Origin of the sequence: Vibrio pelagius (assembly GCF_024347575.1) — a bacterium.
In the GTDB taxonomy this organism is placed as follows: Bacteria; Pseudomonadota; Gammaproteobacteria; order Enterobacterales; family Vibrionaceae; genus Vibrio; species Vibrio pelagius.
Window position 1 is genome coordinate 1,218,349 of record NZ_AP025504.1, and the last position, 24,806, is coordinate 1,243,154.

General features: G+C 43.9%; 20 protein-coding genes. 14 read left to right on the forward strand and 6 right to left on the reverse strand.

The window, feature by feature from the left end:
* The first annotated feature begins 265 nt into the window (after positions 1-265).
* The 3 genes from vsple_RS19550 to vsple_RS19560 all read left to right on the forward strand — a co-directional run bounded on the left by vsple_RS19550 (position 266) and on the right by vsple_RS19560 (position 5,398).
* On the forward strand, positions 266-2,188 hold the full coding sequence (locus tag vsple_RS19550) for a DEAD/DEAH box helicase (protein ID WP_261883502.1): 1,923 nt from the start codon (positions 266-268) through the stop codon (positions 2,186-2,188).
* 483 nt (positions 2,189-2,671) lie between these two features.
* Positions 2,672-3,865 (forward strand): acetate/propionate family kinase, encoded by a 1,194-nt coding sequence (locus tag vsple_RS19555; protein ID WP_255232045.1) that lies wholly within the window; start codon positions 2,672-2,674, stop codon positions 3,863-3,865.
* Between the two features lie 285 nt (positions 3,866-4,150).
* Positions 4,151-5,398, forward strand: coding sequence for an MFS transporter (locus vsple_RS19560; RefSeq protein ID WP_261883503.1), 1,248 nt, complete (start codon positions 4,151-4,153; stop codon positions 5,396-5,398).
* A 55-nt stretch (positions 5,399-5,453) separates the two neighbouring features.
* Here vsple_RS19560 and vsple_RS19565 read toward each other — a convergent pair whose 3' ends face one another.
* Entirely contained in the window at positions 5,454-6,020 is a 567-nt protein-coding gene (locus vsple_RS19565) for a helix-turn-helix domain-containing protein (RefSeq protein WP_261883504.1), read from the reverse strand.
* 101 nt (positions 6,021-6,121) lie between these two features.
* On the opposite strand from vsple_RS19565, the gene vsple_RS19570 reads away from it, so the two are divergent.
* A complete protein-coding gene (locus tag vsple_RS19570) occupies positions 6,122-7,315 on the forward strand; it encodes a benzoate/H(+) symporter BenE family transporter (RefSeq protein ID WP_261883505.1) in 1,194 nt (397 codons plus the stop codon).
* A 115-nt stretch (positions 7,316-7,430) separates the two neighbouring features.
* Here the strand turns inward: vsple_RS19570 and vsple_RS19575 are convergent, their stop codons facing one another.
* The gene (locus vsple_RS19575; protein ID WP_261883506.1) at positions 7,431-8,978 is read right to left on the reverse strand and encodes a methyl-accepting chemotaxis protein; all 1,548 of its coding nucleotides are present in this window, start codon (positions 8,976-8,978) and stop codon (positions 7,431-7,433) included.
* Positions 8,979-9,412: 434 nt separating this feature from the next.
* On the opposite strand from vsple_RS19575, the gene vsple_RS19580 reads away from it, so the two are divergent.
* Positions 9,413-11,539 carry a methyl-accepting chemotaxis protein gene (locus vsple_RS19580; protein ID WP_261883507.1) on the forward strand — a complete coding sequence of 709 codons (2,127 nt, stop codon included), beginning with the start codon at positions 9,413-9,415 and terminating at the stop codon, positions 11,537-11,539.
* A 101-nt stretch (positions 11,540-11,640) separates the two neighbouring features.
* Here vsple_RS19580 and vsple_RS19585 read toward each other — a convergent pair whose 3' ends face one another.
* On the reverse strand, positions 11,641-12,591 hold the full coding sequence (locus vsple_RS19585; RefSeq protein ID WP_261883508.1) for a LysR family transcriptional regulator: 951 nt from the start codon (positions 12,589-12,591) through the stop codon (positions 11,641-11,643).
* Between the two features lie 101 nt (positions 12,592-12,692).
* Between vsple_RS19585 and vsple_RS19590 the strand changes: the two genes are divergently transcribed.
* The 8 genes from vsple_RS19590 (at position 12,693) to vsple_RS19625 (ending at position 21,492) form a co-directional block, all read left to right on the forward strand.
* Complete coding sequence (locus vsple_RS19590; protein ID WP_261883509.1) at positions 12,693-14,042, forward strand: MATE family efflux transporter; 1,350 nt, start codon at positions 12,693-12,695, stop codon at positions 14,040-14,042.
* A 92-nt stretch (positions 14,043-14,134) separates the two neighbouring features.
* Positions 14,135-14,380 carry a hypothetical protein gene (locus vsple_RS19595; RefSeq protein ID WP_032552842.1) on the forward strand — a complete coding sequence of 82 codons (246 nt, stop codon included), beginning with the start codon at positions 14,135-14,137 and terminating at the stop codon, positions 14,378-14,380.
* A 270-nt stretch (positions 14,381-14,650) separates the two neighbouring features.
* Positions 14,651-15,655 carry a response regulator gene (locus vsple_RS19600; protein WP_261883510.1) on the forward strand — a complete coding sequence of 335 codons (1,005 nt, stop codon included), beginning with the start codon at positions 14,651-14,653 and terminating at the stop codon, positions 15,653-15,655.
* Position 15,656: 1 nt separating this feature from the next.
* Positions 15,657-16,091 (forward strand): PAS domain-containing protein, encoded by a 435-nt coding sequence (locus vsple_RS19605; RefSeq protein WP_032552840.1) that lies wholly within the window; start codon positions 15,657-15,659, stop codon positions 16,089-16,091.
* Positions 16,092-16,804: 713 nt separating this feature from the next.
* Positions 16,805-17,848, forward strand: a complete 1,044-nt coding sequence (locus tag vsple_RS19610; RefSeq protein WP_255232035.1) for a GMP reductase — start codon at positions 16,805-16,807, stop codon at positions 17,846-17,848.
* Positions 17,849-17,992: 144 nt separating this feature from the next.
* Complete coding sequence (locus vsple_RS19615) at positions 17,993-18,613, forward strand: TnsA endonuclease N-terminal domain-containing protein (RefSeq protein WP_261883511.1); 621 nt, start codon at positions 17,993-17,995, stop codon at positions 18,611-18,613.
* Between the two features lie 2 nt (positions 18,614-18,615).
* Positions 18,616-20,490 (forward strand): Mu transposase C-terminal domain-containing protein, encoded by a 1,875-nt coding sequence (locus vsple_RS19620; protein ID WP_261883512.1) that lies wholly within the window; start codon positions 18,616-18,618, stop codon positions 20,488-20,490.
* A 21-nt stretch (positions 20,491-20,511) separates the two neighbouring features.
* A complete protein-coding gene (locus tag vsple_RS19625) occupies positions 20,512-21,492 on the forward strand; it encodes a TniB family NTP-binding protein (protein ID WP_261883513.1) in 981 nt (326 codons plus the stop codon).
* A 102-nt stretch (positions 21,493-21,594) separates the two neighbouring features.
* Here vsple_RS19625 and vsple_RS19630 read toward each other — a convergent pair whose 3' ends face one another.
* Positions 21,595-22,989, reverse strand: a complete 1,395-nt coding sequence (locus tag vsple_RS19630) for a DEAD/DEAH box helicase (RefSeq protein WP_261883514.1) — start codon at positions 22,987-22,989, stop codon at positions 21,595-21,597.
* Positions 22,983-23,531 (reverse strand): hypothetical protein, encoded by a 549-nt coding sequence (locus vsple_RS19635; RefSeq protein ID WP_261883515.1) that lies wholly within the window; start codon positions 23,529-23,531, stop codon positions 22,983-22,985. The genes vsple_RS19630 and vsple_RS19635 overlap by 7 nt, the downstream gene beginning before the upstream one ends.
* A gap of 92 nt (positions 23,532-23,623) precedes the next feature.
* Here vsple_RS19635 and vsple_RS19640 point away from each other — a divergent pair, with 92 nt between their 5' ends.
* Positions 23,624-23,830, forward strand: a complete 207-nt coding sequence (locus vsple_RS19640) for a helix-turn-helix domain-containing protein (protein WP_261883516.1) — start codon at positions 23,624-23,626, stop codon at positions 23,828-23,830.
* Positions 23,831-24,205: 375 nt separating this feature from the next.
* Here vsple_RS19640 and cas6f read toward each other — a convergent pair whose 3' ends face one another.
* A complete protein-coding gene (cas6f, locus tag vsple_RS19645; RefSeq protein ID WP_261883517.1) occupies positions 24,206-24,805 on the reverse strand; it encodes a type I-F CRISPR-associated endoribonuclease Cas6/Csy4 in 600 nt (199 codons plus the stop codon).
* Between the last annotated feature and the right edge of the window lies 1 nt (position 24,806).

Here is a 24,806-nt window from a genome sequence, read left to right on the forward strand (position 1 = left end):
GCCCCACATTTGAATGGGTTAACGTCAAATTTTGATGACAAGATAGCCAAAAATTCAGTAAATCAGAAAAATATGTGATGTATTTCAATTTTTTCTGGCTTTTTTTATGCATTTAAGGAATAATCCGCCTCCCTTAGACGTCCCTAATGGCTTGATGCGTTTTATTACTGCTTCGCAACTGAACGGAATCAGTATCTGATAGGATCAGTATTGGAATTGGTAGAGCTCCCGGGACCTTTTGTTTACTTAATATAGTGGGATCCCAATGTCCGAATCTGTAATTCAATTTAATGAATTAGCACTTAACGAAAACATCCTTTCAGCTCTTGATAGCATGGGTTTCGTATCTCCAACTCCAATCCAAGCGGCAGCAATTCCTCTTCTTCTTGAAGGTAAAGACGCACTAGGTAAAGCACAGACAGGTACTGGTAAAACAGCAGCATTCTCTCTGCCTCTACTGAACAAAATCAACCTAAACCAACACAAACCACAAGCAATCATCATGGCTCCTACTCGTGAGCTAGCGATTCAAGTTGCTGCGGAAATCAAAAACCTTGGTCGTGACATTAAAGGCCTTAAGGTTATTGAAATCTACGGTGGTGCTTCAATCGTTGATCAAATGCGTGCTCTAAGCCGCGGTGCTCACATTGTTGTTGGTACTCCGGGTCGTGTTAAAGACTTACTAACTCGTGACCGTCTACACCTAGATGAAGCACACACATTTGTTCTTGATGAAGCAGATGAAATGCTAAAAATGGGCTTCGTAGATGACGTTACTTGGATCCTTGAGCAAGCTCCAGAATCTGCACAACGTGTACTATTCTCTGCAACTATGCCTCCAATGGTTAAGACTATCGTTGATCGTTACCTACGTAACCCAGCGAAAGTTGACGTTGCTGGTACTAACCACACAGTTGACAAAGTAGCGCAGAACTTCTGGGTTGTGAAAGGTGTAGAGAAAGACGAAGCGATGTCTCGTCTTCTTGAAACTGAAGAGACCGACGCGTCAATCGTGTTCGTACGTACTCGTCAAGACACTGAGCGTCTAGCTGATTGGCTATCTGCACGTGGCTTCAAAGCTGCTGCACTGCACGGTGACATTCCTCAGTCGCTACGTGAGCGTACTGTTGATCACATCAAAGAAGGTGTTATCGATATCCTAGTAGCAACTGACGTTGTTGCACGTGGTCTAGACGTTCCACGTATTACTCACGTATTCAACTACGACATCCCATTCGATGTTGAATCTTACATCCACCGTATTGGTCGTACTGGCCGTGCTGGACGTAAAGGTAAAGCGATCCTTCTAGTTCGCACTAACCAAATCCGTATGCTTCGCACTATTGAGCGCGTAACTAAGTCATCAATGGAAGAAATCCAACTTCCTCTACGTGACAAAGTCGCTGAAGCTCGTCTAGCTAAGCTAGGTGCAGAACTTGAAGCTGAGAAAGAGCATAAGTCTCTAGAAAACTTCGCTGAGCTAGTTGCTAAGCTACAAGAAAACCTAGAGATCGACCCAACGACTCTTGCTGCAATGCTTCTTAAGCGTCAACAAGGTAAGCGTCCACTGTTCTACATTGGCGAAGACCCAATGATCGCTGCAATCGAGCGCGATAAGAACCGTCGTAAAGAGCGTCGTGAAAACCGTGATCGTGACGGTGGCCGTGACTTCAACAGCCAAGATTGGGATACATACCAACTGCAAGTTGGTCGCGAGCAAGGCGTTCAAGTTAAAGACATCGTTGGTGCACTAGCAAACGAACTAGGCCTAACTAAAGGCTCTATCGGTGCGATCAAACTAGACCAAGCAGCAACTTACGTTCAGCTTCCAAAAGCGATGAACTCTGAAACTGCTGGTAAGCTAAACAAACTACGCATCCGTCAAAAAGAAGCGGGCGCAGTGGTTGTAGACTTCAACGATTTCCGTGAGCCACGTCGTGGTAACGGCGGCCGTGGTGGTCGTGATGGCGGTCGCGGTGGTTACCGTGGCAATCGCGATGGTAACCGCGAAGGCGGACGTGGCGGCTACCGTGGTAACCGTGACGGCAACCGCGAAGGCGGCCGTGATGGCGAGCGTCGTTTCGACCGTAACCGTGGTGGCGATCACCGTGGTAACTACCGTGGCGAACGTGGCCATGGTAACGGCAATGGCGGCCGTGGTCGTCGCAATGACCGTGGCGAAGGTTAATCTTAGAGATTAACCCGTATAAATAAGAGGAAGCCGAGCATCTAGCTCGGCTTTTTTGTACCTGTTACTTTGTCGGTTTGAGTTTTATCCCTTTCAAAGACTGAAAAACAATCGGACATATATAGAAAAAATCTCGAATGGAGCGGCGATCTACGTTGATCTAGCCTACCATTTACTCACGCTACATTGTCTAATCTATTGTTGGTATGTGACCGATTTAGCTTGGGAATATTAATAATAGGCAGAATGTTTTTGAGCGCAAGGCGTATAATTTATAAATATATACACTTGGTTGTATTCAACTATATTTTAATTTTTAGGCCTAAAAAAAAACAGTTAATGACTCGGATCAACTAATTTGTGTTAATTTAGTTAAATATCCAAAACAAAAGTTGATAAATTCAAAAATTATTGAATAATGGACTTAAATAAAATTGAAGTAAAATCTTCATCAAACTCGTACTGAAACAGGATCCATATCCAATGTCTAATTCGTTTGTTCTGGTTATTAACTCAGGTAGTTCTTCTCTTAAATTCGCTGTTATCAACTCCGTAACAGGTGATGCAGTTGTTAGTGGCTTAGGCGAGTGTTTTGGCCTTCCAGAAGCGGTAATTAGTTGGAAACACAATGGTGAGAAAGTTGAAGAAGCGATTACTGCTCCTGACAACCACCATCAACATGCAATTACTCGTATCGTTGCACTGATGGAAACACTTGGTTTCTCTAGCGATCTTGTTGCTGTTGGTCACCGCATCGTTCACGGTGGTGAGAAATTTACTTCTACAGTTCGTATTAACGATGAAGTATTGGCAGAAATCGAAAGCCTGTCTGACCTAGCACCTCTGCACAACCCAGCAGGTGCAAAAGGTATTGAAGCTTCTATGCAAGCGTTCCCTCATCTTCCTCAATTTGCTGTATTTGACACAGCGTTCCACCAAACGATGCCTCAAAAAGCATTTACAGGTGCGATTTCTGGTGAGCTTTACAAAGAGTACGGTATCCGTCGTTACGGTTTCCACGGTACGAGCCACTACTTTGTAAGCCGTGAAGCAGCAAAAATGCTGAACAAGCCAGTTGAAGAGGCGAGCTTTATCTCTGTTCATCTAGGTAATGGTGCATCAGTGTGTGCAATTGAAAATGGCAAATCAGTCGATACATCTATGGGCTTTACGCCACTAGCGGGCCTAATGATGGGTACACGTTCTGGTGACCTAGACCCAGGTGTTATCGAGTTCCTAATCAAGAAAGGTTGGACGACTGAAAAAGTATTCGAAACGCTAAACAAGAAGTCTGGTTTCCTTGGCGTATCTGGCCTAACTTCTGATGCACGTGGCATCCTAGAGGCGATGGAGAACGGTCACGAAGGTGCGAAGCTAGCATTTGAAGTATTTACTTACCGTGTTGCAAAATACATCGGTTCTTACATGATTCCACTAAGCAGCTTAGACGCTGTTATCTTCACAGGTGGTATTGGTGAGAACTCCCTACCGATTCGTCGCGAAATCCTAGCTAACCTAAAACTTCTAGGTTTTGTTGAAGATGAGAAAGGCAACGAAGATGCGCGCTTTGGCGCTGCAGGTATCATCGCTAAGTCAGAGATGTTGAACGCAGTAGCGATGGTTATCCCAACCAACGAAGAATTTGTGATTGCTAAGCAGTCGGTTGAATTGCTGTAATAAACAATAAAATCATAGATTTAAAAGCGAGCCTAGTGCTCGCTTTTTGTTTTTGTGAGTACAAGAAGACGTCAACCCTGACTAAAGTTCTATTGTTTACCATGAGTAAATTATTTAGTTACTGATATGCAGTTTATTCGTCAGTACTGGTTCATTAGTATTGCGTGTCGCCCTCACACTGCGGGGGTGATCTTAAATATCTCACAGGATCTGACTCATGAAAAAGATACTCGCGCTCTCAAGCAGTAATCACGGCCAGTTTATCGCTACGGGTTTGACGCACTTATGAAAGCGCTAAAAGCCTATTTTGTCTATCTCATTATGAAAGGGTCGACAGGGCTGTTCTTCTCACTCATTGTCACCGTGAACTTGGTTTACCATGCGACAGTGGTGGGTCTAACTCCGTTACAACTGGTCTTGGTTGGTACAGTGCTTGAAGCCAGTGTGTTGTTGTTTGAAATTCCAACCGGCGTTATTGCAGATGTTTATAGTCGACGCTTATCCGTCATTATTGGGACTGTATTACTTGGTGTCGGATTTATTATTGAAGGGGCTTTTCCTCAATTTGAAATGATATTGTTGGCACAGGTGATTTGGGGGATCGGTTCGACTTTCCTCAGCGGAGCGACGGAAGCTTGGATTGCAGACGAGACAAAACTACTGCCAGATGGGAAGAGACCTAGTTTAAGCCACGTGTTTTTGCGTGGAAATCAAATGGCTCAAGTAGGGGGATTGGTTGGGATTGGTCTAAGTATACTTTTAGCGAGTTTCAATATTACTTGGCCGATTATCCTTGGTGGGACTCTGTACCTACTGCTTGCTGTCTTTCTTTGTTTCTTTATGCCAGAAAACGGATTTTGTCCTGCGCCAAAAGCAGAACGCGACTCCTGGCAAGCGACAATACGAACCACAAGAGAGGGAGCAAAACTTGTTCGCGGAAAACCTACATTACTTGCGATTTTAGCGATTGCTTTGATTATGGGGTTAGCTGGTGAAGGTTGGGATAGGCTTTGGACACCGCACTTGCTTGAAAATATCACACTACCGCCGATTGGACCTTTGGATCCTATCGTTTGGTTTGGTTTAATCAGTGCTGTCTCTATGCTGCTAGCGATAGGTGTCACGGAGGTCATTCGGCGTTATATCAACACTGATAGCCAATCATCGCTTGTTAAAACCTTTATGGGTCTCTACGGCATTCTTATTGTAGGAATCGTCCTTTACGGGATGACGACGAGTTTAGCCACAGGGCTGGTTGCATTTTGGATTGTAGGCATGGTTTATGGGCTTCTTACCCCGTTGCTACAGACTTGGATCAACCAACAAGCGGAGTCTAACGTCAGAGCGACTGTTTTGTCGATACAAGGGCAAACTAATGCTTTAGGGCAAATGGTTGGCGGGCCAGCCGTTGGTGCGATAGGAACGTATTTCACGCTACGAGCTGCGATCGTGACGACAGGCTTTATCTTGCTACCTGTGCTGGTTGTGCTACACCAGACATTGCGACAATCCAAGTCTGCTTGTGAAGCATAAAAAGTAGAGCCACGAATGGTTTAATCGTGGCTCTACTCAACGAATATATTCGATGTTACTGCTTACTATCTGGGTAATGGATAATGTTGTGGAACACAGCGTTGTCTTGACCGGTATTTTTATAGCCATGTATTTGATTGGCATTGAAGCGAACGGCTTGACCCGCTTGCAATGAATGCCACTCTCCATCAAAAAAGACAGCCATCTCTCCAGAAATACATAGAATATGTTCGGTAACACCCAAGTTATGTGGGTCAGACTTATGTTGGTACTCAGGTGCCAAAGTGAGTTCGAAGACCTCAAAGCCTAAGGCTGGCTCGAACGGGAACAATAGACTGACGAAAAAGCCGATATTGTACTCTTCACGTCTCAGTTCGTTGGCATCTCTAAAGAGACTCGTCAGTTCATTGTTCGAGCTAGTGGTAATAAAGCTGGAAAATGAAACTTCGAAACCCGACGCGATTTGCCACAGTTTTGCCACGGTTGGGCTCGATTCTCCACGCTCGATCTGTCCGAGCATGGCCTTGCTCACCCCAGTCGCTTGCGCGGTTTTATCTAGGCTCCAACCTTTCTCTTTGCGAAGGCGCCTTAGGTTGTCACCCACCTTTATTTCTGATTGCATACTTTCTCAACAAATTTTTTCGATAAATAAGTTGTGCGTTATAGCGCACAAGTGCTAGATTGATCCTATGGACGTTATAACGCACGTAGGGAATAAATAACATGACTAAGCTAAAACTTTCGCATGTCACGACCGGTTTTATTGCGGTTTTCATTGGCTATGCGAGCGCCGCGGCAATCATTTATCAGGCCGCGATGAGCGCAGGCGCAACGGATGAGCAAGTCGCATCATGGTTCTGGGCATTAGGGATCGGAATGGGAGCCACGACGATTTTACTCTCATTTTACTATAAGAAGCCGGTCGTCACGGCTTGGTCGACACCCGGTGCCGCGTTACTTATCACGTCCCTTGAAGGGCTGAGTATGAATCAAGCCGTCGCAGTGTTTCTTTTTAGCTCACTGTTAATCACCTTAGTGGGAATGGCGGGTTTATTCGAGAAGATCCTTAAGCAGATACCAACATCGATCGCTTCGGCGATGCTCGCGGGTATTCTTCTGCAATTTGGTTTGGGCTTGTTTACCTCTCTCATGAAAGAAGTTGAGATTGTTTTGGTGATGCTCACCATGTTTATTTTGGCAAGATCTTGGTTAGGAAATTTGCTGATCCCAACAATTTTTGCCGTGGCTTTGGGCATGTGTGTTGTGATGGGGAATCTTGATTTGAGTGATGTTTCCATTGGTTTGACAGTCCCTGTGGTAATTGTTCCTGATTTCGAATTCTTTTCGTTGCTCAGTGTTGGTATCCCGTTGTTTATTGTCACTATGGCGTCGCAAAATTTGCCAGGCTTCGCGGTATTAAAAGCCAATGGCTATCAAGTGGATTCCTCAAAGGTCATTACCACGACGGGGGTGACCGGCCTTCTACTCGCGCCTTTGGGGGGATTTGCGTTTAATCTAGCGGCAATTACCGGGGCTATTTGTATGGGCCCTAATGCGGATGACAATCCTAAAACGCGCTATATGGCAGGCATTTCAATGGGCGTGTTTTATCTTCTGGCAGCAGTCCTAGGTATGTCCTTGGTGTCTTTGTTCAGTGCAGTACCTACAGCGATAGTGATTGCGATAGCTGGCTTGGCCGTGATGCCGACCTTACTAAATTGTTTGTCAGTATCAATGGCGGATGAAAACTATCGAGAACCCGCACTGTTTACCTTTTTGTTTACTGCCTCTGGTATCAACCTAATGGGAATCGGTAGCGCCTTTTGGGGGCTCTGTATTGGTCTACTTTGTTGCTGGTTGCATGACTATAAAACGCGCTCGTGTCGAACGAATAGTGCTTCATCAACACATACATAAAATGTTGAGGTTTAGATAAGTATGCGAGAGTGATAAAGCGGCTTAAGTTGGTTATTTAACAATAAAAAGGCTGATGTTCATTAGAATATCAGCCTTTAATCTATGTGATTCAACCTTAATGATTAAATTGATTCACTAGGCGTTTGAGACTTTGTAGGTGTGTCGCGAGAGATTCTGCGCGTCTTACTGAAGTTGAGGATAATTCACGAGTTTCGATGATCGCTTGCTTGACTCGCACTACGTGGTCATTGATACCGTGAGTGACTTGCACTTGCTCCTCAATCGCTTGAGAGGTTTGAGTGCTTTGCTCGTTGATCGATATAAGATCTTTCACAATTGCTTCAAAAGAGGTTTTGCTTTGCTGGGACTTTTCAACACAAACCTCAGACGAGTGGATACCTTCTTCGATAAAGCGACCTGTTTGATTGACCGTGTTTTGCAGAATTTCGATACGCGAGCGAATCTCTTCAACGGAAGAACTTGTCTTACCAGAAAGCGCTCGAACCTCGTCAGCCACCACGGCGAACCCGCGCCCTTGTTCACCCGCGCGTGCGGCTTCAATTGCAGCATTGAGTGCGAGAAGGTTCGTCTGTTCGGCAATACCTTGAATCATTGACAGAATCGCTTCAATGCCATCCACGTCATTGTAAAGTTGCTCAAGTGCGGATTTAGAGCCTGTTAAGTGCTCGCTAAGTTCATGCACGGTTTGTGCGGCTTCTTCTACAGTAGAAGCACCTTGTTGCGCTTGATCTTGTGCGTTGATCGCGAAATCAGCGCTCTGCTTGGCTTGATGAGCAACTTCATCGATCGATGCTAACATCTCTTCAGCTGAAACTGCCATCGCATCCGTTGCTAGATCTTGTTCACCCAACTCATTATCAATACTCCGGCGGTTCGCCAGCTCTTGTTTGGCTGAATCAATCAGATCGGTAGAGGTTTCCGAAGCGCGTGATGTCACGGCGCGTAGCTCTGCGCTTTTCATCTGCATTGCGAGTTCAATAGGAGAGAGATCATCACAGTAACCGGTATAGGGCTTTTCCATGATTGGGTTATCGTAATGCTCTTTGGCGAGCTTATGGATGGTTGATAGACGTTGTTTAAACATCGCTGCGCAACCTGCTTGAGCCAGGACTGCGCTTAGTAGTGCGATAGCAGCCACCGTTGTTGGGAGCACGTCAGCAATAAGTGCTACCCCCAGTAGTGCTTGTAGTCCCAAAAGAGCATATGAGCTTAGAAGCCAGCGCACTCTTCGAATTTTAACTTTTCCAGCGTGCATTTGAGCATAAAGCGCTTTGGCTCGCTCAATTTGGCTGTCAGTGGGTTGTGTTCTGACTGATTGGTATTCGTGAACCGATCCGTCTGAGTTACGAATGGGCGTAACAAACGCAGAGACCCAATAGTGGCCCTTGTCTTTGCATTTGTTCTTCACCAACCCCATCCAACTGTTCCCCGACTGGATGTACTCCCACAGTTGGGCAAAAGCCGCTTTGGGCATGTCTTGGTGGCGAATAAGGTTGTGAGGTTGCCCTAACAATTCTTGTTCGTTGTAGCCCGCAACGTGGTAGAAGTCTTCATTACAATAAGTAATATTACTTTCTGGCGTGGTGGTTGAAATAAGACTATCCGTATCTGAAAAGCGAACTCTTTCATCATGATTGTTCATTACGTACTGCCTAGTATTTGTTATAAGAATTTATTGTTTTATAAGGCGCGTATTATCTTACAAGTGTCAAAATGATGCCTTATCAATAAATTGACGGTAGTCATTTTTTAACCAATTGAAATTTAACATGGTTTGATATGGATCAATACGAATAGCATCTAAATAAGCTAGCTGTGAAGTTTATCGATTAAATATCATTTATTCGTCATAAAAATGGAATTAGCGTTCCAAATTTTGAGTTGTTTTTTTCTATAAATTTAGGGCGAACTTTTCCATCGATGCACCAGTTTGGTGATCGCGTTGCACTAAAATAGGGAGTTTAATTGCTTGATCTGTATGTAAATTAATCATACAAGTTAATCAAAGCCATCTTTTGCATATGGTCTATAAATTGCTTTGTTACATATAGATGTAAAACAAAACAAGGAATGTAGATGAACCTTACGGATCAGGAACGTCATTGGCTTAAATGGTTTGGCTCAACGGGTAAGATTGCGATGAGAAAGGCCTGTTTTTTAAATCGAACGCGCACTAGGGAGTTAGAGCAGACGTTCGAAAGTATTGCGGAGACACGGGTACAGTTACTAAACAATTGGGTAAAGAACCAATGGGACTTTCTCGAAGATGCTGCGTTGTATGTAGCCAGTAGAACGGAACAGCAAACGGCGGAAACTTTACAGCGACTCCTCAATCGTAGTCCAGACATATCAGAACTTGCGGTCGTGGACGAGAGAGGCATTGCCCAAGCATCGAGCTACAGTAATCATGTTGGTTACACGCTCACCGACCCCAAAGCGCTTAACCAAGGTTTAAAGCAGCGCTACCTTCATGGTCCCTATGTCGATGAACGAACGTTATCAGTTGGTGCTTCAAGTTCGTCGTTTCATGACCAGGTAACACTGATGTTTTATGTACCGTTCTCACGTGAAGATGGCAAGCGATTATGTTTGTGCGGGCGAGTACCAAACGATGTGATTGGCGATATTATCCAGCGTGAAGCGGGGCACATCTATAGTGAGTCTGGGGACAACTATATCTTTATGGTGGAATCGAATCACGATCCACGTATTGAGGCTGGTGTCGCACTATCCCGTTCTCGATTTGAAGACAACACTTTCTCACATGGTGAAAACCTCAAGCAGGGTATCAATACCGATTGGGGGGTGGTGAAAGTTCAGCATCATACCGAGTTTGAAATTCGTTTTACCGACCCTGCGACCAAGCAGTTGCACCCAGGAGTTAGAGAGACGATTAAGAAAGGTAATAATGTCTTTGTTGAGTACCCCGGTTATTCCGATTACCGACACATTCCTGTGATCGGTAAGGGCGTTACTTTTCAGCTAGATGGCTCACCAGATAAGTTCGGCATGATGTGTGAGTCAGATTTGGAAGAGGTGTACCGCGATAGAAGCCTTAGCTACACGTTATCGAAACACTTTATTGGCAGTATGCTTTTCACCCTTTTCCTACCTCTGTTGCTGACTCACCTTTTTGATTTATCTCCTTTTATACAGGCAAGCTTAATGGTTGTCTGTATGTTGTTGAGCCTTGGTCTGTTTCGAGCGTTTAGTGCTAAACCGCTGGTCAATAAAATGAGCAAGATGACGATGGTAATGCAGACACTGGCAGAAGGGGACGGCAATCTCAGTCGTCGACTTGATCCAAGTACTTTTAGCAGCGATGAATTAGGCAGTTTAGGACGTTGGACTAACAGTTTTATCGATAATCTTGATGGGATCATCAGCGAGCTGATCCATGCCAGCAGTGAGGTTCGCCAAGTATCAGAATCGATGTTTAGGCGCAGTGTGGTGATGAATCAGGCCAGTGATGATGCCTCACACTCGCTGAAAAATATGTTGGAGTTGAGCCATCACCAACAGAGTGAAATCACCAATGCGACAGTTTCAGCTACTCAAATGGATACGGTGATGAAACATGCTGTGGAAAGCGCTGAAGAGGAGTACAAGCAGGCGGCGCAAGGAATGGAGTCTGTGCGTCATATTGTCGAAAGCTCAGCGACCAGTGTTAACGAAGTGAATAACGAGATGAGTAAGGTCTCTGACATTATCAGCATCATTACTGATATCACCGCGCAAACTAACTTACTAGCTCTCAATGCGGCGATTGAATCTGCGCGAGCGGGTGAGCATGGCCGAGGCTTCTCCGTGGTGGCATCAGAGGTTAGAACTTTGGCCGATCGTACTTCACAGGCGGCCAACCACATAGGCGATCTGATGAAAGAGCTGCATGCTAAATCACGCAGTGCTGTAGCGTCTATGGAGCAAGGAGTAGAAAACGTCAGTCGAGGGAACTTGATGGTCGATTCCAGTGCTCGAAGTGAGCAGATGCGGGTCGCTGTTGCTGAGCTGTTTGCGACCATGTCAAAACTCGACGAAAACAGTCAACAGAACGGCCATACCGCAGACAAAGCTCAACGTTCAATCTCCGACCTGCAAACCTCGACTCAGCAATTGGCGCGTCGTGTGACTCTGATGGGTAATGCCTTAGGCCGTCTGGAGCAACTCATCGGTCGCTTTGAGGTGAGTAAGAAAGTGGCTTAACACTCTAAAATTGAGCGATTTATTCAAATAACTCTCGCCCACAAGTTACATCAACATTGATGACCGCTTGTGGGTGTTTTTGTTGCTACCTCACTATATCTCTACCTCTCTATCACACCATACCAATTATTCTTCTGAGCGAGATTTTCTAACTTGGTCAGCTCGTTTTCATTCTCTTCAATAAGCCACTCAATCAGATCATCAATGACCGCACTCTTGGTATTTTGATGCAGGTAATACGTCCACGCACTGTGCTGAACTTTCGCGTTTGGCGGGCAATATAAGAAACCACGTTCTAACTCAGGGATGATCAACAACAAGTCAGTGACGGTAACACCTTGTCCAGAAAGACAGGCGTTTAATGCCAAATCAAGGGAGAGGAAGCTGGTATTTCTGGCAGGCGTTGTCGGTGGATACGCCACGTCCGACAACCATGCTTTCCAGTCTGTATGATCAAGAGTCGGGTGTAACCTAGGCAAGGTTAGGATTGAGTCCAAATCAAGATCATCCGTCACTAAGCTTTGCGAGCAGACTGGTGCCATAAACTCTTCGCGCAATACACGGATGCCGGGTTTGTTGTCGTAGTGGTTCTTCAATTGAGTGTGGAAAATCAACAAATCGTAATCGGTGTAATTAAGCGCTTCATCCTCCTCGATAACAGGAATAATCACGATCTCGTAATCAGGGTATCTCTCATTAAGCTGTCTAACTTTAGAGATCAACACGCGCGTGGCATAGCTGAGCGCCGCTTTGATGACGATTCGTTTCTGCTTAGGCTCTTTCCAACTGGCAAGTACAGATTCAATATTGCTATAACCTTCACGTAGCGCAAGGTATAGCTCATTGCCTTGTGGTGTCAGCTCAATCGCGCGATGCTTGCGACGCACCAGCGATACTTCTAGCTCGTCTTCTAACTGTTTCACTTGTCGGCTTACTGCACTCTGGGTGACATTGAGCTCGTCTGCAGCCAGCGTAAAGCTCATAAGCCTAGCGACAGACTCAAAGGCGCGTAGTCCATTGTGAGAATAGGGCAGATTCGGATATGGGGTCATAAAATACTCGCATGAGTTTTTGGAATGTAAGAGTGGCAGATATATCAATTGAAGGCTAGTGATAAAAGCCTTAGGGTTTGTGGAAATCTTAAGAGGCTCTCATGAAAAAAATACTCGCACTTGCATTCCCGCTCATCATTTCACAATTGATATCAATGGCATTGGTTTTGACCGATGTATGGATGATGTCTCGAATTAGCGTATCTGCGCTGGCTGCAGGTGGTTTGGGCGCCTCGATCTACTTCTTTATTTTTCTTATTGCCAGCAGCACAGTCGGCTGCGTCGCAAACTTAATTGCTATCGCCTACGGACAGAGAGTCGCGCGTCCAGACTTTGGTAACCAACAAATCCGCCTGGCGGTAAAAGGCGCAGTCATGCTTTCGTTTGTCATGAGTGCTGCTTTGATGTCAGGCTTCTGGTTTGCGCCTCAAATCCTTGAAATGGCTAAGCAACCGCCAGAGGTGATTACTCTTGCGATGGAGTACGTTCATGCACTTAAGTGGGTGATGTTGCCATCATTGTTATTACTGGTTCTGCGCGGATTAACCAGCGCCTTTGGTAACGTACGCTCTATTTTGATCATGTCGATAGCCACTGTCATTCTTAATGTGCCTGTGAGCTACTTTATGACATTCGAGTTGGGTATGGGATTGACGGGGCTCGGTTTAGGTACCGCGATTGCAGCACTGGTTGTGATGATAGGCTATACGTTTTGGGTATTTCAGCGTGACGAATTCAAACCGTTTGCCCCTTGGCTGCACTTGGAGGAATACTCGGTCAAGTTGATGGCTCCGCTGCTATTGATGGGCTTGCCTATCGCGGTCGCGGCGATCTTGGAGCATGGTCTTATCTACGGCGGCACGCTCATGGCAGGGACCATCAGTATCGCCTCATTAGCATTACACCAAATTCTACTTCAGTGCCTGAGCTTTACTTGGAACTTCAACTTTGGTTTCTCTCAGGCAGCAGCAATATTAGTCGGTCGTGATTTTGGTGCAGGCAATATCGAAGGCATAAAGAAAACCTCGATTCAGAGCTTTATTCTTGTTTCTTTATTGAGCTTAGTGTTGTGCGGTGCCTTTATCGCGTGGCCGGAAACCATCGCGGCATTATTCCAACTTGATGACGGCACCGACACCATGTCGACGCTGCTAACTTCGGTGATTTGGGTGGTGGCTCTCTGCTTTATTGTTGATGCATGGCAGTTGCTGGCGATTAACCTGCTAAGAGGTATGAAAATCGTCTCTATGCCAACGGTGATGACAGCGATTGGCTACTGGGTGTTTGGTCTACCAGCGGCGTGGTATCTGATGCCGGACTATCAGCTTGCGGGTATCTGGGGCGGTATTGGTATCGGCCTTGGCGTGACAGGGATTTTATTACTTATCCTGCTGGTGGTTGAACTCAGAAAGCAGCGCATTTTAGATTGCTCGGCACAGTTGGCGCATTAATCCCGTTTGTACAACTTAGACCAACGTCGTACAGAAACCCTCGCATAAGCTGATTACACTGTGTGGAGGACTTAAGGAAAGAGGTTGTACAAATGGAAGTAGGGTTGTTTTGGGCCGAGAAAGGGATGTTGGTACTTGGGGCTCTTTTTGTACTGACGAGTGTAATGCAATATGGGAAGCGCAGTTCTGATTGGAAAGGTGTGATTACCATGTTCTATAAACGTATTCCTATGAGTGTCTCGGAATATAAGTGGTATCGCTTAGGTATTGCGCTTCTGGTTTTTGCTGTCATTTTACGTTTTGCCTTACTGATTCTATGGCCAACGTATCAACTTTAGTTGACCGATTTATCATCTACCTTGATAGCGGTTTGACTCTATTTATCAAATGCTATTGCTTAACTTTCCTGTTTAATTGACGCCGTTCGATTTGATAAGAAACCCTTTTATATTAAGGGTTTCTGACTGCATATCTTGATCTCACAAACATAGCAAAAACTTCTGGTTATCTGACTTGCAATCACCATATTAATAGGTTCAACCCGTACCTTATACTATAAGGATCTGTTACACTCGCTGTTATTCGCTTCAATCATTGGTGGTACATTAATGTCGTTTCCAGTTCTTATATGTGATGATTCTGCCTTAGCCCGCAAACAGATGGCTCGCTCTTTACCGCCATCTTTAAATGCTGACATAACCTTCGCAGTGCATGGGTTAAATGCACTCGAAGAATTAGCGAGTAATGAGTTTAAATTAATGTTCCTCGACCTGACCATGCCTGAGTTGGATGGTTATGGGACATTAGAAGAGATGCAGCGTTTGGGTAATACGACACCTGTCGTCGTTGTGTCTGGTGATATTCAGCCCAAAGCCAAACAGAAAGTTATGGATCTTGGGGCGAAAGCTTTCCTGCAAAAACCAATCGACCAAGAAGCGCTAAAAGCCATTCTTCGTGAGTTGGTTGAGCCAACTAAGCAACCACAATTGGTGACACCAGCTCCGCTAGAGCTTCCTATTCTGCGCAGACGCGATATCTACATGGAAGTGGCAAACGTTGCGATTGGTCGCGCGGCAGACGCGCTAGCCCGTCACTTCGATGTATTTGTTCATCTACCGCTGCCTAACGTAAATATCTTTGAAGTGAGTGAACTTCACATGGCACTGCGTGATCTTGCCGACAATGATCAGGTATCGGGTGTTTGCCAAGGTTTCAGCGGTGAGGGTATCGCCGGAGAAGCATTGGTTCTTTTGAGTGATTCGAGTGTAAATGATCTCAAGAAGCTGATGAAAGTGCCAACGGACAGTGAAGAGCTTGAAGAGTTAGAGCTGCTTATGGATGTATCCAACATTCTTGTCGGCTCTTTCTTAAATGGCCTAGGTGAACAGTCTGAAGTTCGCTTCTTCCAGAGCTCTCCAGTACTGCTAGGGCAACATATTCCTATTGACTCTGTGATTGCCAATACCAGTGGCTCGTTCAAAAAGACCATGACCTTTGAGGTGAGCTACAACATTGAAGGCACCTCAATTCGCTGCGACCTACTGTTTATGTTTGTAGATGAATCGTTACCGCTACTAGACAACAAGCTGTCTTACCTAATGGAGGAGTTCTAATATGCTTCAGTTACCTGCAGAATTCGAGCAGTTCCATTGGATGGTTGATATGGTTCAAAATGTCGACATGGGGCTTGTTGTGATCGACCGAGACTTCAACGTGCAAGTGTGGAATGGCTTTATGACGCACCACAGCGGTAAACAATCTCATGATGCGATTGGCAAATCGATCTTTGAGCTATTTCCTGAGATCCCAGAAGAGTGGTTCCGTCTCAAAACGAAACCCGTTTATGATCTTGGCTGTCGTAGTTTCATTACATGGCAACAACGCCCATATCTATTTAAGTGTCGCAACGTACGACCTGTTACGCAGCAAGCAGATTTCATGTACCAGAACGTGACACTGAACCCGATGCGTTCTCCGACTGGACAAGTCACGTCTCTGTTTCTTTCTATTCAAGATGCGACGGCAGAGGCTTTGGTTGCTCGTCAGTAACGACCTTCGGTTTATAGGGCTGTTCAGTTTAAAAGAGCATTTAGTTTCAATTTAAAAGAGCCATATACAAGACCTGTAAAGAAAGGCACGCGATCATGCGTGCCTTTGTCGTTGTTAGCTACGTTTATCATTTAACACCATTTACTACCTATTATGTATAGGTCGGTCGTGTCATTGGACTTATTCATACACTGAAATTTCACCATCTTCATTTAACAACGACTGATACAAACGATCGTGTAGCGAAAAGAACGACTGTACAGTGATGGTTTTTTCGACATTTAAACAAGAAAGTTAAGAAAAGTACTGCGTTTTGACATCTATTTTCTGGCTGGAAAATGACCTTGTTGACGTGTCTAGCTCACAGAAATGTAAATAAGATGACAATCTTGCAATGGGTGCTTAGGAAACGTTTGCGCAAAGAAGCATAAATTTGCGTCATGTTGTGCGCTTAAGTGGTTAATATCTAAGTAAATAACTGAAATATTGAGAAAGAGAGGGAGTTTCGGATATGGAATCTTTGAGAGGATAGCATAAAAAAAAATGAAATATCAGACTTGCTGTAAATAAATCACGACCTATAATGCTGAAAACCGGAGCGTCTGCCAACGCTCCGGTTTTTTTGTGTCCGAAGAAAAGTAAACTCGTCTGCCAACGACTTTACAACGCACCGTGCGAGTGACACATACATTTATGAATCAAGGAAAAACACCATGCGTATCGAACAAGAACTTAAGTTAGGCTTTAAAGATGTACTGTTTCGCCCGAAGCGTTCAACACTAAAAAGTCGTTCTCAAGTAAATTTAACCCGCGAGTTTACATTCAAGCACAGCGGTCGTCAATGGGCTGGTACTCCTGTTATTGCAGCAAATATGGATTCTGTTGCAAGTTTTGAAATGGCAGCGGCTCTTGCAGAGCACGAAGTAATGACAGCGGTACACAAGCACTACACAGTAGAGCAGTGGGCTGACTTCGTAAAATCAGCAGACAAGAAGACGCTAAACAATGTTTTCGTATCAACAGGGACTTCTGACGCTGATTTCGAGAAAACAAAAGAGATCATGGCGCTATCTGAAGAGTTGATCTTTATCTGTGTTGATATCGCAAACGGCTACTCAGAGCACCTAGTAGAGTACGTGCAAAAGGTACGTGCTGAATTCCCGAACAAAGTTATCTCTGCAGGTAACGTTGTAACAGGTGACATGTGTGAAGAGCTAATCCTAGCGGGTGCTGACATCGTTAAAGTGGGTATTGGCCCAGGCTCAGTATGTACTACACGTGTTAAAACCGGTGTTGGTTACCCTCAACTTTCTGCAATCATCGAGTGTGGTGACGCAGCACACGGCCTAGGCGGTATGATCATCGGTGACGGTGGCTGTTCATGTGCAGGTGATGTTGCAAAAGCATTCGGCGGCGGCGCAGACTTCGTAATGCTAGGCGGTATGCTAGCAGGCCACGAAGAGTCAGGCGGTGAAGTAGTAGAGCAAGACGGTAAAAAGTTCATGAAGTTCTACGGAATGTCTTCTCAGTCGGCTATGGACAAGCACTCAGGTGGTGTTGCTAAGTACCGCGCAGCTGAAGGTAAAACTGTTTTACTTCCGTTCCGTGGCTCTGTTCACGGCACTATCTCTGACATCCTTGGCGGTGTACGTTCAACGTGTACCTACGTAGGCGCAGCAAAGCTTAAAGAGCTAACTAAGCGTACGACTTTCATCCGTGTACAAGAGCAAGAGAACAACGTATTCGGTAAAGAGTAACGTTTAAAACGATTGTTTTAATGTAAAAACAACTAAACGTTGAATTTACGAAACTATACGTTGAAATAGAAACAACCATACCTTGAAATAGCTTATTTATTGTACAACACTTAGGTAAGTTTACTACAGGTATGGTTGTTTGTTATGAAAAAACGGATTCTTAGAAACTCGTCAGTTAAAAACATATCACGCTTTGTCAGCCTTAAAACTGACTCCATTCATACAGTCGAATCCGACTTAGAGTTTGATACCTGTTTTCACTTTGAATTTTCAGCAAAAATTTTGACTTTTGAAGCTCAACCCATTGGCTTCGAGTATCATCTCGATGGTAAGCGACGTAAGTATACTCCCGACTTTTTAGTAACTTACAATGACACATATCAACCATTTTATGAGATTAAACCAAAGCGCATTGCAGAAACCGAAGAATTCAAAGAGACTTTTTCCGTGAAAAGAGAGCAAGCCCTTAGCATGGGCAATGATTTAAAAGTTCTGACTGAGGATGATATTCAAATTTATCCGTTGCTCGATAACTTGAAGATCATTCACCGTTATGCTTGCGATGACCGTCTTAATTCGCTCCAGCACCAGATACTTAGCTTATTAAGGAAATATGGAGAGCTACGAATAGAGCAAATTGTTAAATACTCTTCAGTTCACTCTTCTAGATCATTACCAGCTCTTTACGACCTGATTGCTAGACAACTTTTGAAAATCGATATGCATCAGCCGATTGACTGGCAAACTCCGATTTGGAGCTCATAGATATGAGTGATGAAGACACTGAGCGATTTGGTGAGCTATTTCCAAGTTCTCGTTCTGGCATTGCATCTAAGCCGAAGGAAACGTTATCGCTTCCTCTTTGGAAAGACATAGATCTAGTTTTCAAGGATGTTTTTGGTGTAAATGAAGAGCGTAGAGATGAAGCCGTACATAGGTACAACGTTCTAGAATTTCTTATTGAGCGGTATGGAAAAAATTTCTCTAAAAAAGAAATCGATGACGCATTCCCATCTTTAAATGAAAAGTTCGGTTCAACTACGCCTTCGGCAAGCAGTATTTACCGATACTGGAGAACTTTTAAGAAATCAGATTTCCAGCTGTCATCACTTATACCTAAAGTGACAGCTGGCAACACGAGCAAAAACGTGCCGGAAGAACTTGAGCCATTAATTCAAGAAGCAATAAAAGATTATTTCTCAGCTGAAGAGCAAACAGCTGCTTCCGCATACCTCACACTTGAAACTGAAGTTTCTAGGTATAACGAAACTAATGATACTCAGCACAGTTTGTTTTCAATACAATCGTTTAGGAACAGGCTGAGAAAGCACTCTGAGTACGAAAAAATTGTGCTTAGGAAGGGAAAAAGTGCGGCTGATGCGACCTTTAGGAAAGTGGGGCAAAGACCCGCAACAACACGAGCTCTGGAACGAGTAGAGGCAGATCATACCAGACTTGATCTATTTGTTATTGATGAGCGCTATGGTATACCGTTAGGTCGGCCTTGGCTTACACTTTTATACGACACTCATACAAAGAGCCTAACAGGCTTCTACCTAGGATTCGAGCCACCGAGCTACCTTTCAGTCTCATTAGCCCTTGAAAACTCTATTTTACCGAAAGATTACGTTAAAGAATTATATCCCTCGGTAGAAGGGGTTTGGCCTTGTTATGGTCTCCCAGAGCATTTAATAGTCGACAATGGTGCGGAGTTTAACAGTGTCGACTTTAAAATCGCGTGCAAAGAGCTGAAAATTAAGGTGAAGAAAAACCCAACTAAAAAGCCTTGGCTCAAGGGGTCGGTAGAGCGTTATTTCCGTACAATCAATAATCGGCTACTGTCTAGGATACCTGGAAAGAGTTTTACTAACATATTCGAAAGGAAAGACTACGACCCGCTTAAAAATGCCGTAATCGACGGTTTACTTCTACAAGAAATGATTCATATTTGGATAGTTGATGTATATCAAAATGGGAAAAATGGGCTTGAAAACAATATCCCGAATCTGAGTTGGGTTGATGCTGTCAATTCTTCCATTCCCCCACGTCCTTTCAAAGGTTCCAGAGAGGAGTTGAAGTTTAACCTAGGGAAAAACCTTGAAGTAGCTCTCGATAAGAATGGGGTAAGGCTTGGTAAAACAGTACGCTACTCTAGTGCTCGTCTAGCAAGATATTTTGGAGAAGAAACTTGTAAAGACATGAAAAGCGTACGTGTGAGAATTAAGTATGATCCTAGCTGTCTTGGTAGGGTGTATGTACTGGATGAAAAACAAGAAGAGTTTTTTGCAGTTGAAGCCGTTGATGCAGACTATGCCTATTCGGTTTCAGAATGGTTACACAAAACCTGCTGTAACTACGCCAGGAGGCACATTAGGAAAAACTACAATCACAAAGATGTAGTTAACGCGTGGCGAAAAATCCTCGATATTATCGATGAGGCCATTGAAAAAACTGGTCAAAAACAGCAGCGAAATTCATTAGGTACCATAACAACATCTAGGGTGCAGCGCGTGAAAGAGCACACTAAAAGAGCATCTTCCATAGCGAAAACACAACAGCAAGATAAAAGTATTAAGCCGGAACTTGATGATGAGTTCGATTGGGATATTGAAGTCAATACTAAGGGTTGGTCAATAGAGTGAATTGTTATCGAGGTAATTGACATGGAATGTCAAAAAGTTGAAAAAACTGCTGATAAAGTCAAACAAATCTTTATTCAAAACCCCCAAATTACCGACATCATTGGTGATATTTCAGATTGTCGAGAGTTCAGTGACGGTATCCATGAGCCAGACTGCATGATTGTTGTAGGGGATACGGGCGCCGGTAAGACAACAATAATTGATAAATACTTAGACAAACACCCTCGAACGGAGACAAACGACGGCTCTATCATACCTATTTTGTCTACATCACTTCCCCCAAACGCCACCCCAATAACAGCTTCTGAACAATTGTTATCTGATCTTGGAGACCCCCTAGCTTTCTCAAGAGGGAATGATCCGGTCAAAATAGCAAAAGAAATGAGTGATTTAATGAAATTGTGTGGAGTGGAGTTAATCATTATTGATGAATTTCAACACATGATTGACAGGAAAAATAGACAAATCTTACATAGCGCTGCTGATTGGTTGAAAATGCTAATTGTTCGTTCGAAGATTCCAGTGGTGCTGTTTGGGATGCCTTACTCAGTGTTGATTTTGGAGGCAAATAACCAATTAGCAGGGCGCTTTGAGTTACAACATACACTAGAGCCTTTTCGATTGAACAATAAAGAGAATCGCACTCTTTATAAAACCTTTCTTACAATGCTTGATGAAGCACTTCCGTTTCATGAATCTTCAGCTCTTGCATCCCCTGAGATGATGAAACGTATATACGCCTTCTCTCAAGGCAATTTGCGACGCATAAGAAAGCTAATTAATAGGTCAAGCCGCCTCGCATTACGAGATAACTCAAATAAGATTTTACTCGAGCATTTTGCCAACGCGGCTCCAAAAGTTAGTAAGGCTGCATGCGACAAACAAAACCCATTTCGGGTAAGCGTGAACGAGCTAAAGATTAAACAGCCGCCTAAAGACATCGGGTGGGAGAACTATCTCAACCAGCAAGAAAAGGACATCTCCCCTAGAGAAATATTTTGAAAGGCTTTGTTTCCTTACTGACCGCTATCGTCCGCGTTAGTGAAAAGCAAGTGGTTACGAGACTCAATTTAGTAGCAACACTGCCGTGTACTTCCAGTATGGCTACACCCCCCGAAACGCTTCAATGACTCTTTGATTGAATTTTGCCAGTTGTATACTTGACTCAAATGGGTCAGTGCTTTTGCCATGAGGTGCCTCTGAAGCAGACCAGTTTTCACTCCAGTTAAATGAAATCTCTGCTATCGATTCTGGAAGAAGCTGAGCATCTGAAGCTTTCGTTTTGCTTGATTCATCCGCGCGAGACGGTTGTGAGTCTGGACATTCGTAGTTTAGGTATAAGCAGGTACCTGGAATGTCAGTCTCGATCTCTTCTGCACATCTAATCATGTTAGACTCGGCAAAGGTGTATAACCAAGAGTCCTGATTAGGCGAGTCTGTTACTCGAAGGATACGCCCGAGTACTTGTCGAAAATAGAGTTCTGTCTTGATTTTTGTTAAGTAACAGCAGACTTGTAACCTTGGAATGTCAGTTCCCTCGCTGACCATGCCAACACTAACAATCCAATTCTTGGTATGACCTTCTTTGAACGCAGCTATCTTTGCGTGCGCATTTGTATCTTTGTAGCTAACCACTTCGACTGATTGTTCGTAGCTATGAGTTAGAATATCCGCTATTTTGTTCGCGTCTTCGATTGAAGATGCCACCACTAGTCCACCGGCCTGTAGGTTTTCTAACTGGATAGTATTGAGTCGACCCACCGCTTCGCCGATTAGGTAAAGAAGTGCTTGTTGATCTTTAAGTATTAGACCATATGCTACATCACCTTCATTTAACACTTCATTTATGGTGTTATATGAACGTGAACCTGTGTTCTTGGTTACCTTTACTTCTTCACAATCGATCAGGGCTATTTTGGGTTTACGACAAACGTGATCTTCAACTGCTTGAGCTAGCGAATACTGGTAATCACAAACGATTTTTCCTTCGGGGTCTGTGTAGGATGCTAACGTAATTGGTGTTTTATCAGAACGCCATGGCGTGCCAGTTAGTGCGAGAGTGAAAGTTGCAGCATGTTGCACGTCTCTTAATAACTGGTAACCCCATGAGTTACTGTTGAGCTCACTATCTCCGCCACAATGATGGATTTCATCAAATATACAAAGCACTTTGTATTTTGATAAGGTATCCCAAAAGCGTTTAGGTACGAACTGTATTGCTTGGTAAGTCATAGAGCAGCCTTTTTCACCAAGCGCGCCATTGAATGAGCAATCCAATACTCTTGAAAACGTCGACTGTATTGCCCCTGCGACCGTCTTTGATGGTGAAAAACAGAGTACGAAGTCAATGTCCCGAGAATCGAGCATTTGTTTCGCTAACGTTGCAGCCATAATGGTTTTTCCCGCTCCAGGTGTAGCCTGAGCAAGAAAGTGTGCGTGGCCACTATTGTACTTGGATTTGGCTAATGCGATGCAGTCGGATTGCCATTTTCTTAACACGATTTAACCTCTTGTTGCTTTAATAGTTCTATCGCGTTTGTCCAGACATTCAGTTTCGCCACCAGTGCTGCAGCCTTTTTGACGGCCTCAGTATGGGATGAGTGCAAAAGGTTGTGTAGATCTTTTGAGCGATTCATCAGTATCTTGTACTCATCAACTTCAGCTAGGGCGATAGTGAGATTTGATTCAATGTCTTTTTTCTCATCAATCAACCTAGGTTGGTCTGTAGAGTCCCCAAGTGGCTTAGTAACGTCAACTCGGTTCGCCATAACACGTTTATCTTTTAGAATGAAATGTGCTTCGGCAAACATATTCGTTTTCTTGTATGTTCTGTTTTGACGTTCACCTTGGCTTTTAAGCAGTCCTTTCTTTTCTAAACGTTCTAGCTGACGCGACACATACAATCTTGCAGTATCTTTATTACTAAAGTGTGTAGAAGCTTGGGGCATCAAGTTTCTGATCTGAGTTGCACGAAATTCCTCCATAGATGGCAATGAAATGATTTCATAGATTTCTCGATTAACTCGAATTTTTTGGGTCATAATATTCTGTTGTAATTAAAAATGCGGATTATAGTCCGTGGTACTATAGGCATCAAGAGGCGATAGTTTTTCATTTTAAGAACAAATTAAAAATGAAAGACTTAGCAAAGCGCTTTGGTGCCAAATTACGTGGGAAACGCAAGGATAAGAAGGTTTCTCAAGACCAACTAGCTTTGTTGGCTGATATAGATCGAAGTTATATTGGCAGGATTGAGCGTGGAGAAGTAAACATCACACTCGAAAAAGCTTATCAGTTAGCGAGAGTGCTCGGGTGTGATGTTAGAGACCTTCTTCCTTAGTTAGCTACTTACTCAGCAGTAATTTGCTCTTGAACTCGAATGAAGGTGGTTCGTTTATTATCAGCTACTTTACAGTAGTTATGAGGATTATAATCCTCTTTGGAGGTTAAAACAAACAGCCGACTGGCTGTTTGGGAAGTAACAGTGCTGATGTTGTGAATGTACTCTACCTACTCGGCAGTTCACTCAATGACAGATAAAGCCCATTATGGCTCAACATTATCAGCTACATACTCGGCAGTTCACTGTTACTGTTCTAAGAATAGCCCATTATTTTCAATTAATTAGATGCTAATAAGTACTTTTACCCTTTTTGTTACGGTCGTGAAAAATATTCATAAAATCAGGAGGTTGTAACAGTCCTCAAAACAAGGGTCAGATTAAAGGTACAGGTTGTAAAGAGTGCTCTGAGTTTGATAAACCATAGCTACTGAAAACCGAGTCCCCCTCGTTGTGTTGTTCCGAGAACATTCTGACATTGAGTCGAAAGCTATTTTTTGTCTTACTGCTGAACTCTTCAAGTGAGTGATAGTGCGACAATACGGTATGCTCTTTTGGAGTAAATGATGATGGGTCAAACGGCTCGCCTCTGGATTTAGCACGTTTCTCTAGACGTCTGATTTTTCTCTCATGCCCAGCTGTTGTTACTTTATCTATAGATTGGCAGCGCTTAAACGAAACGTATCGACAACCTTCTGGCACAAGAACAGTCTTTGATATACTAAAATACTGCAGTTTTTCCATTTGGACGAAGTATTCCTGTTTAAGTAGCAAGTCGAGCTCCATTTTGTTTGTACTGACAAATGAAACTTTCTTTCCAACCGTTTCATCACACCAAAGTGGAAATGAAACGCCGGTATTTCGTGTCTCATATCGATAGTTGAAACCATGTAGAACGCGAAGGCACTTTGCTGCAAGTGATTCATTGTTGCATCGCTCTGGAAGAAACGTGACTGTTCGGTAATACCATTTCATG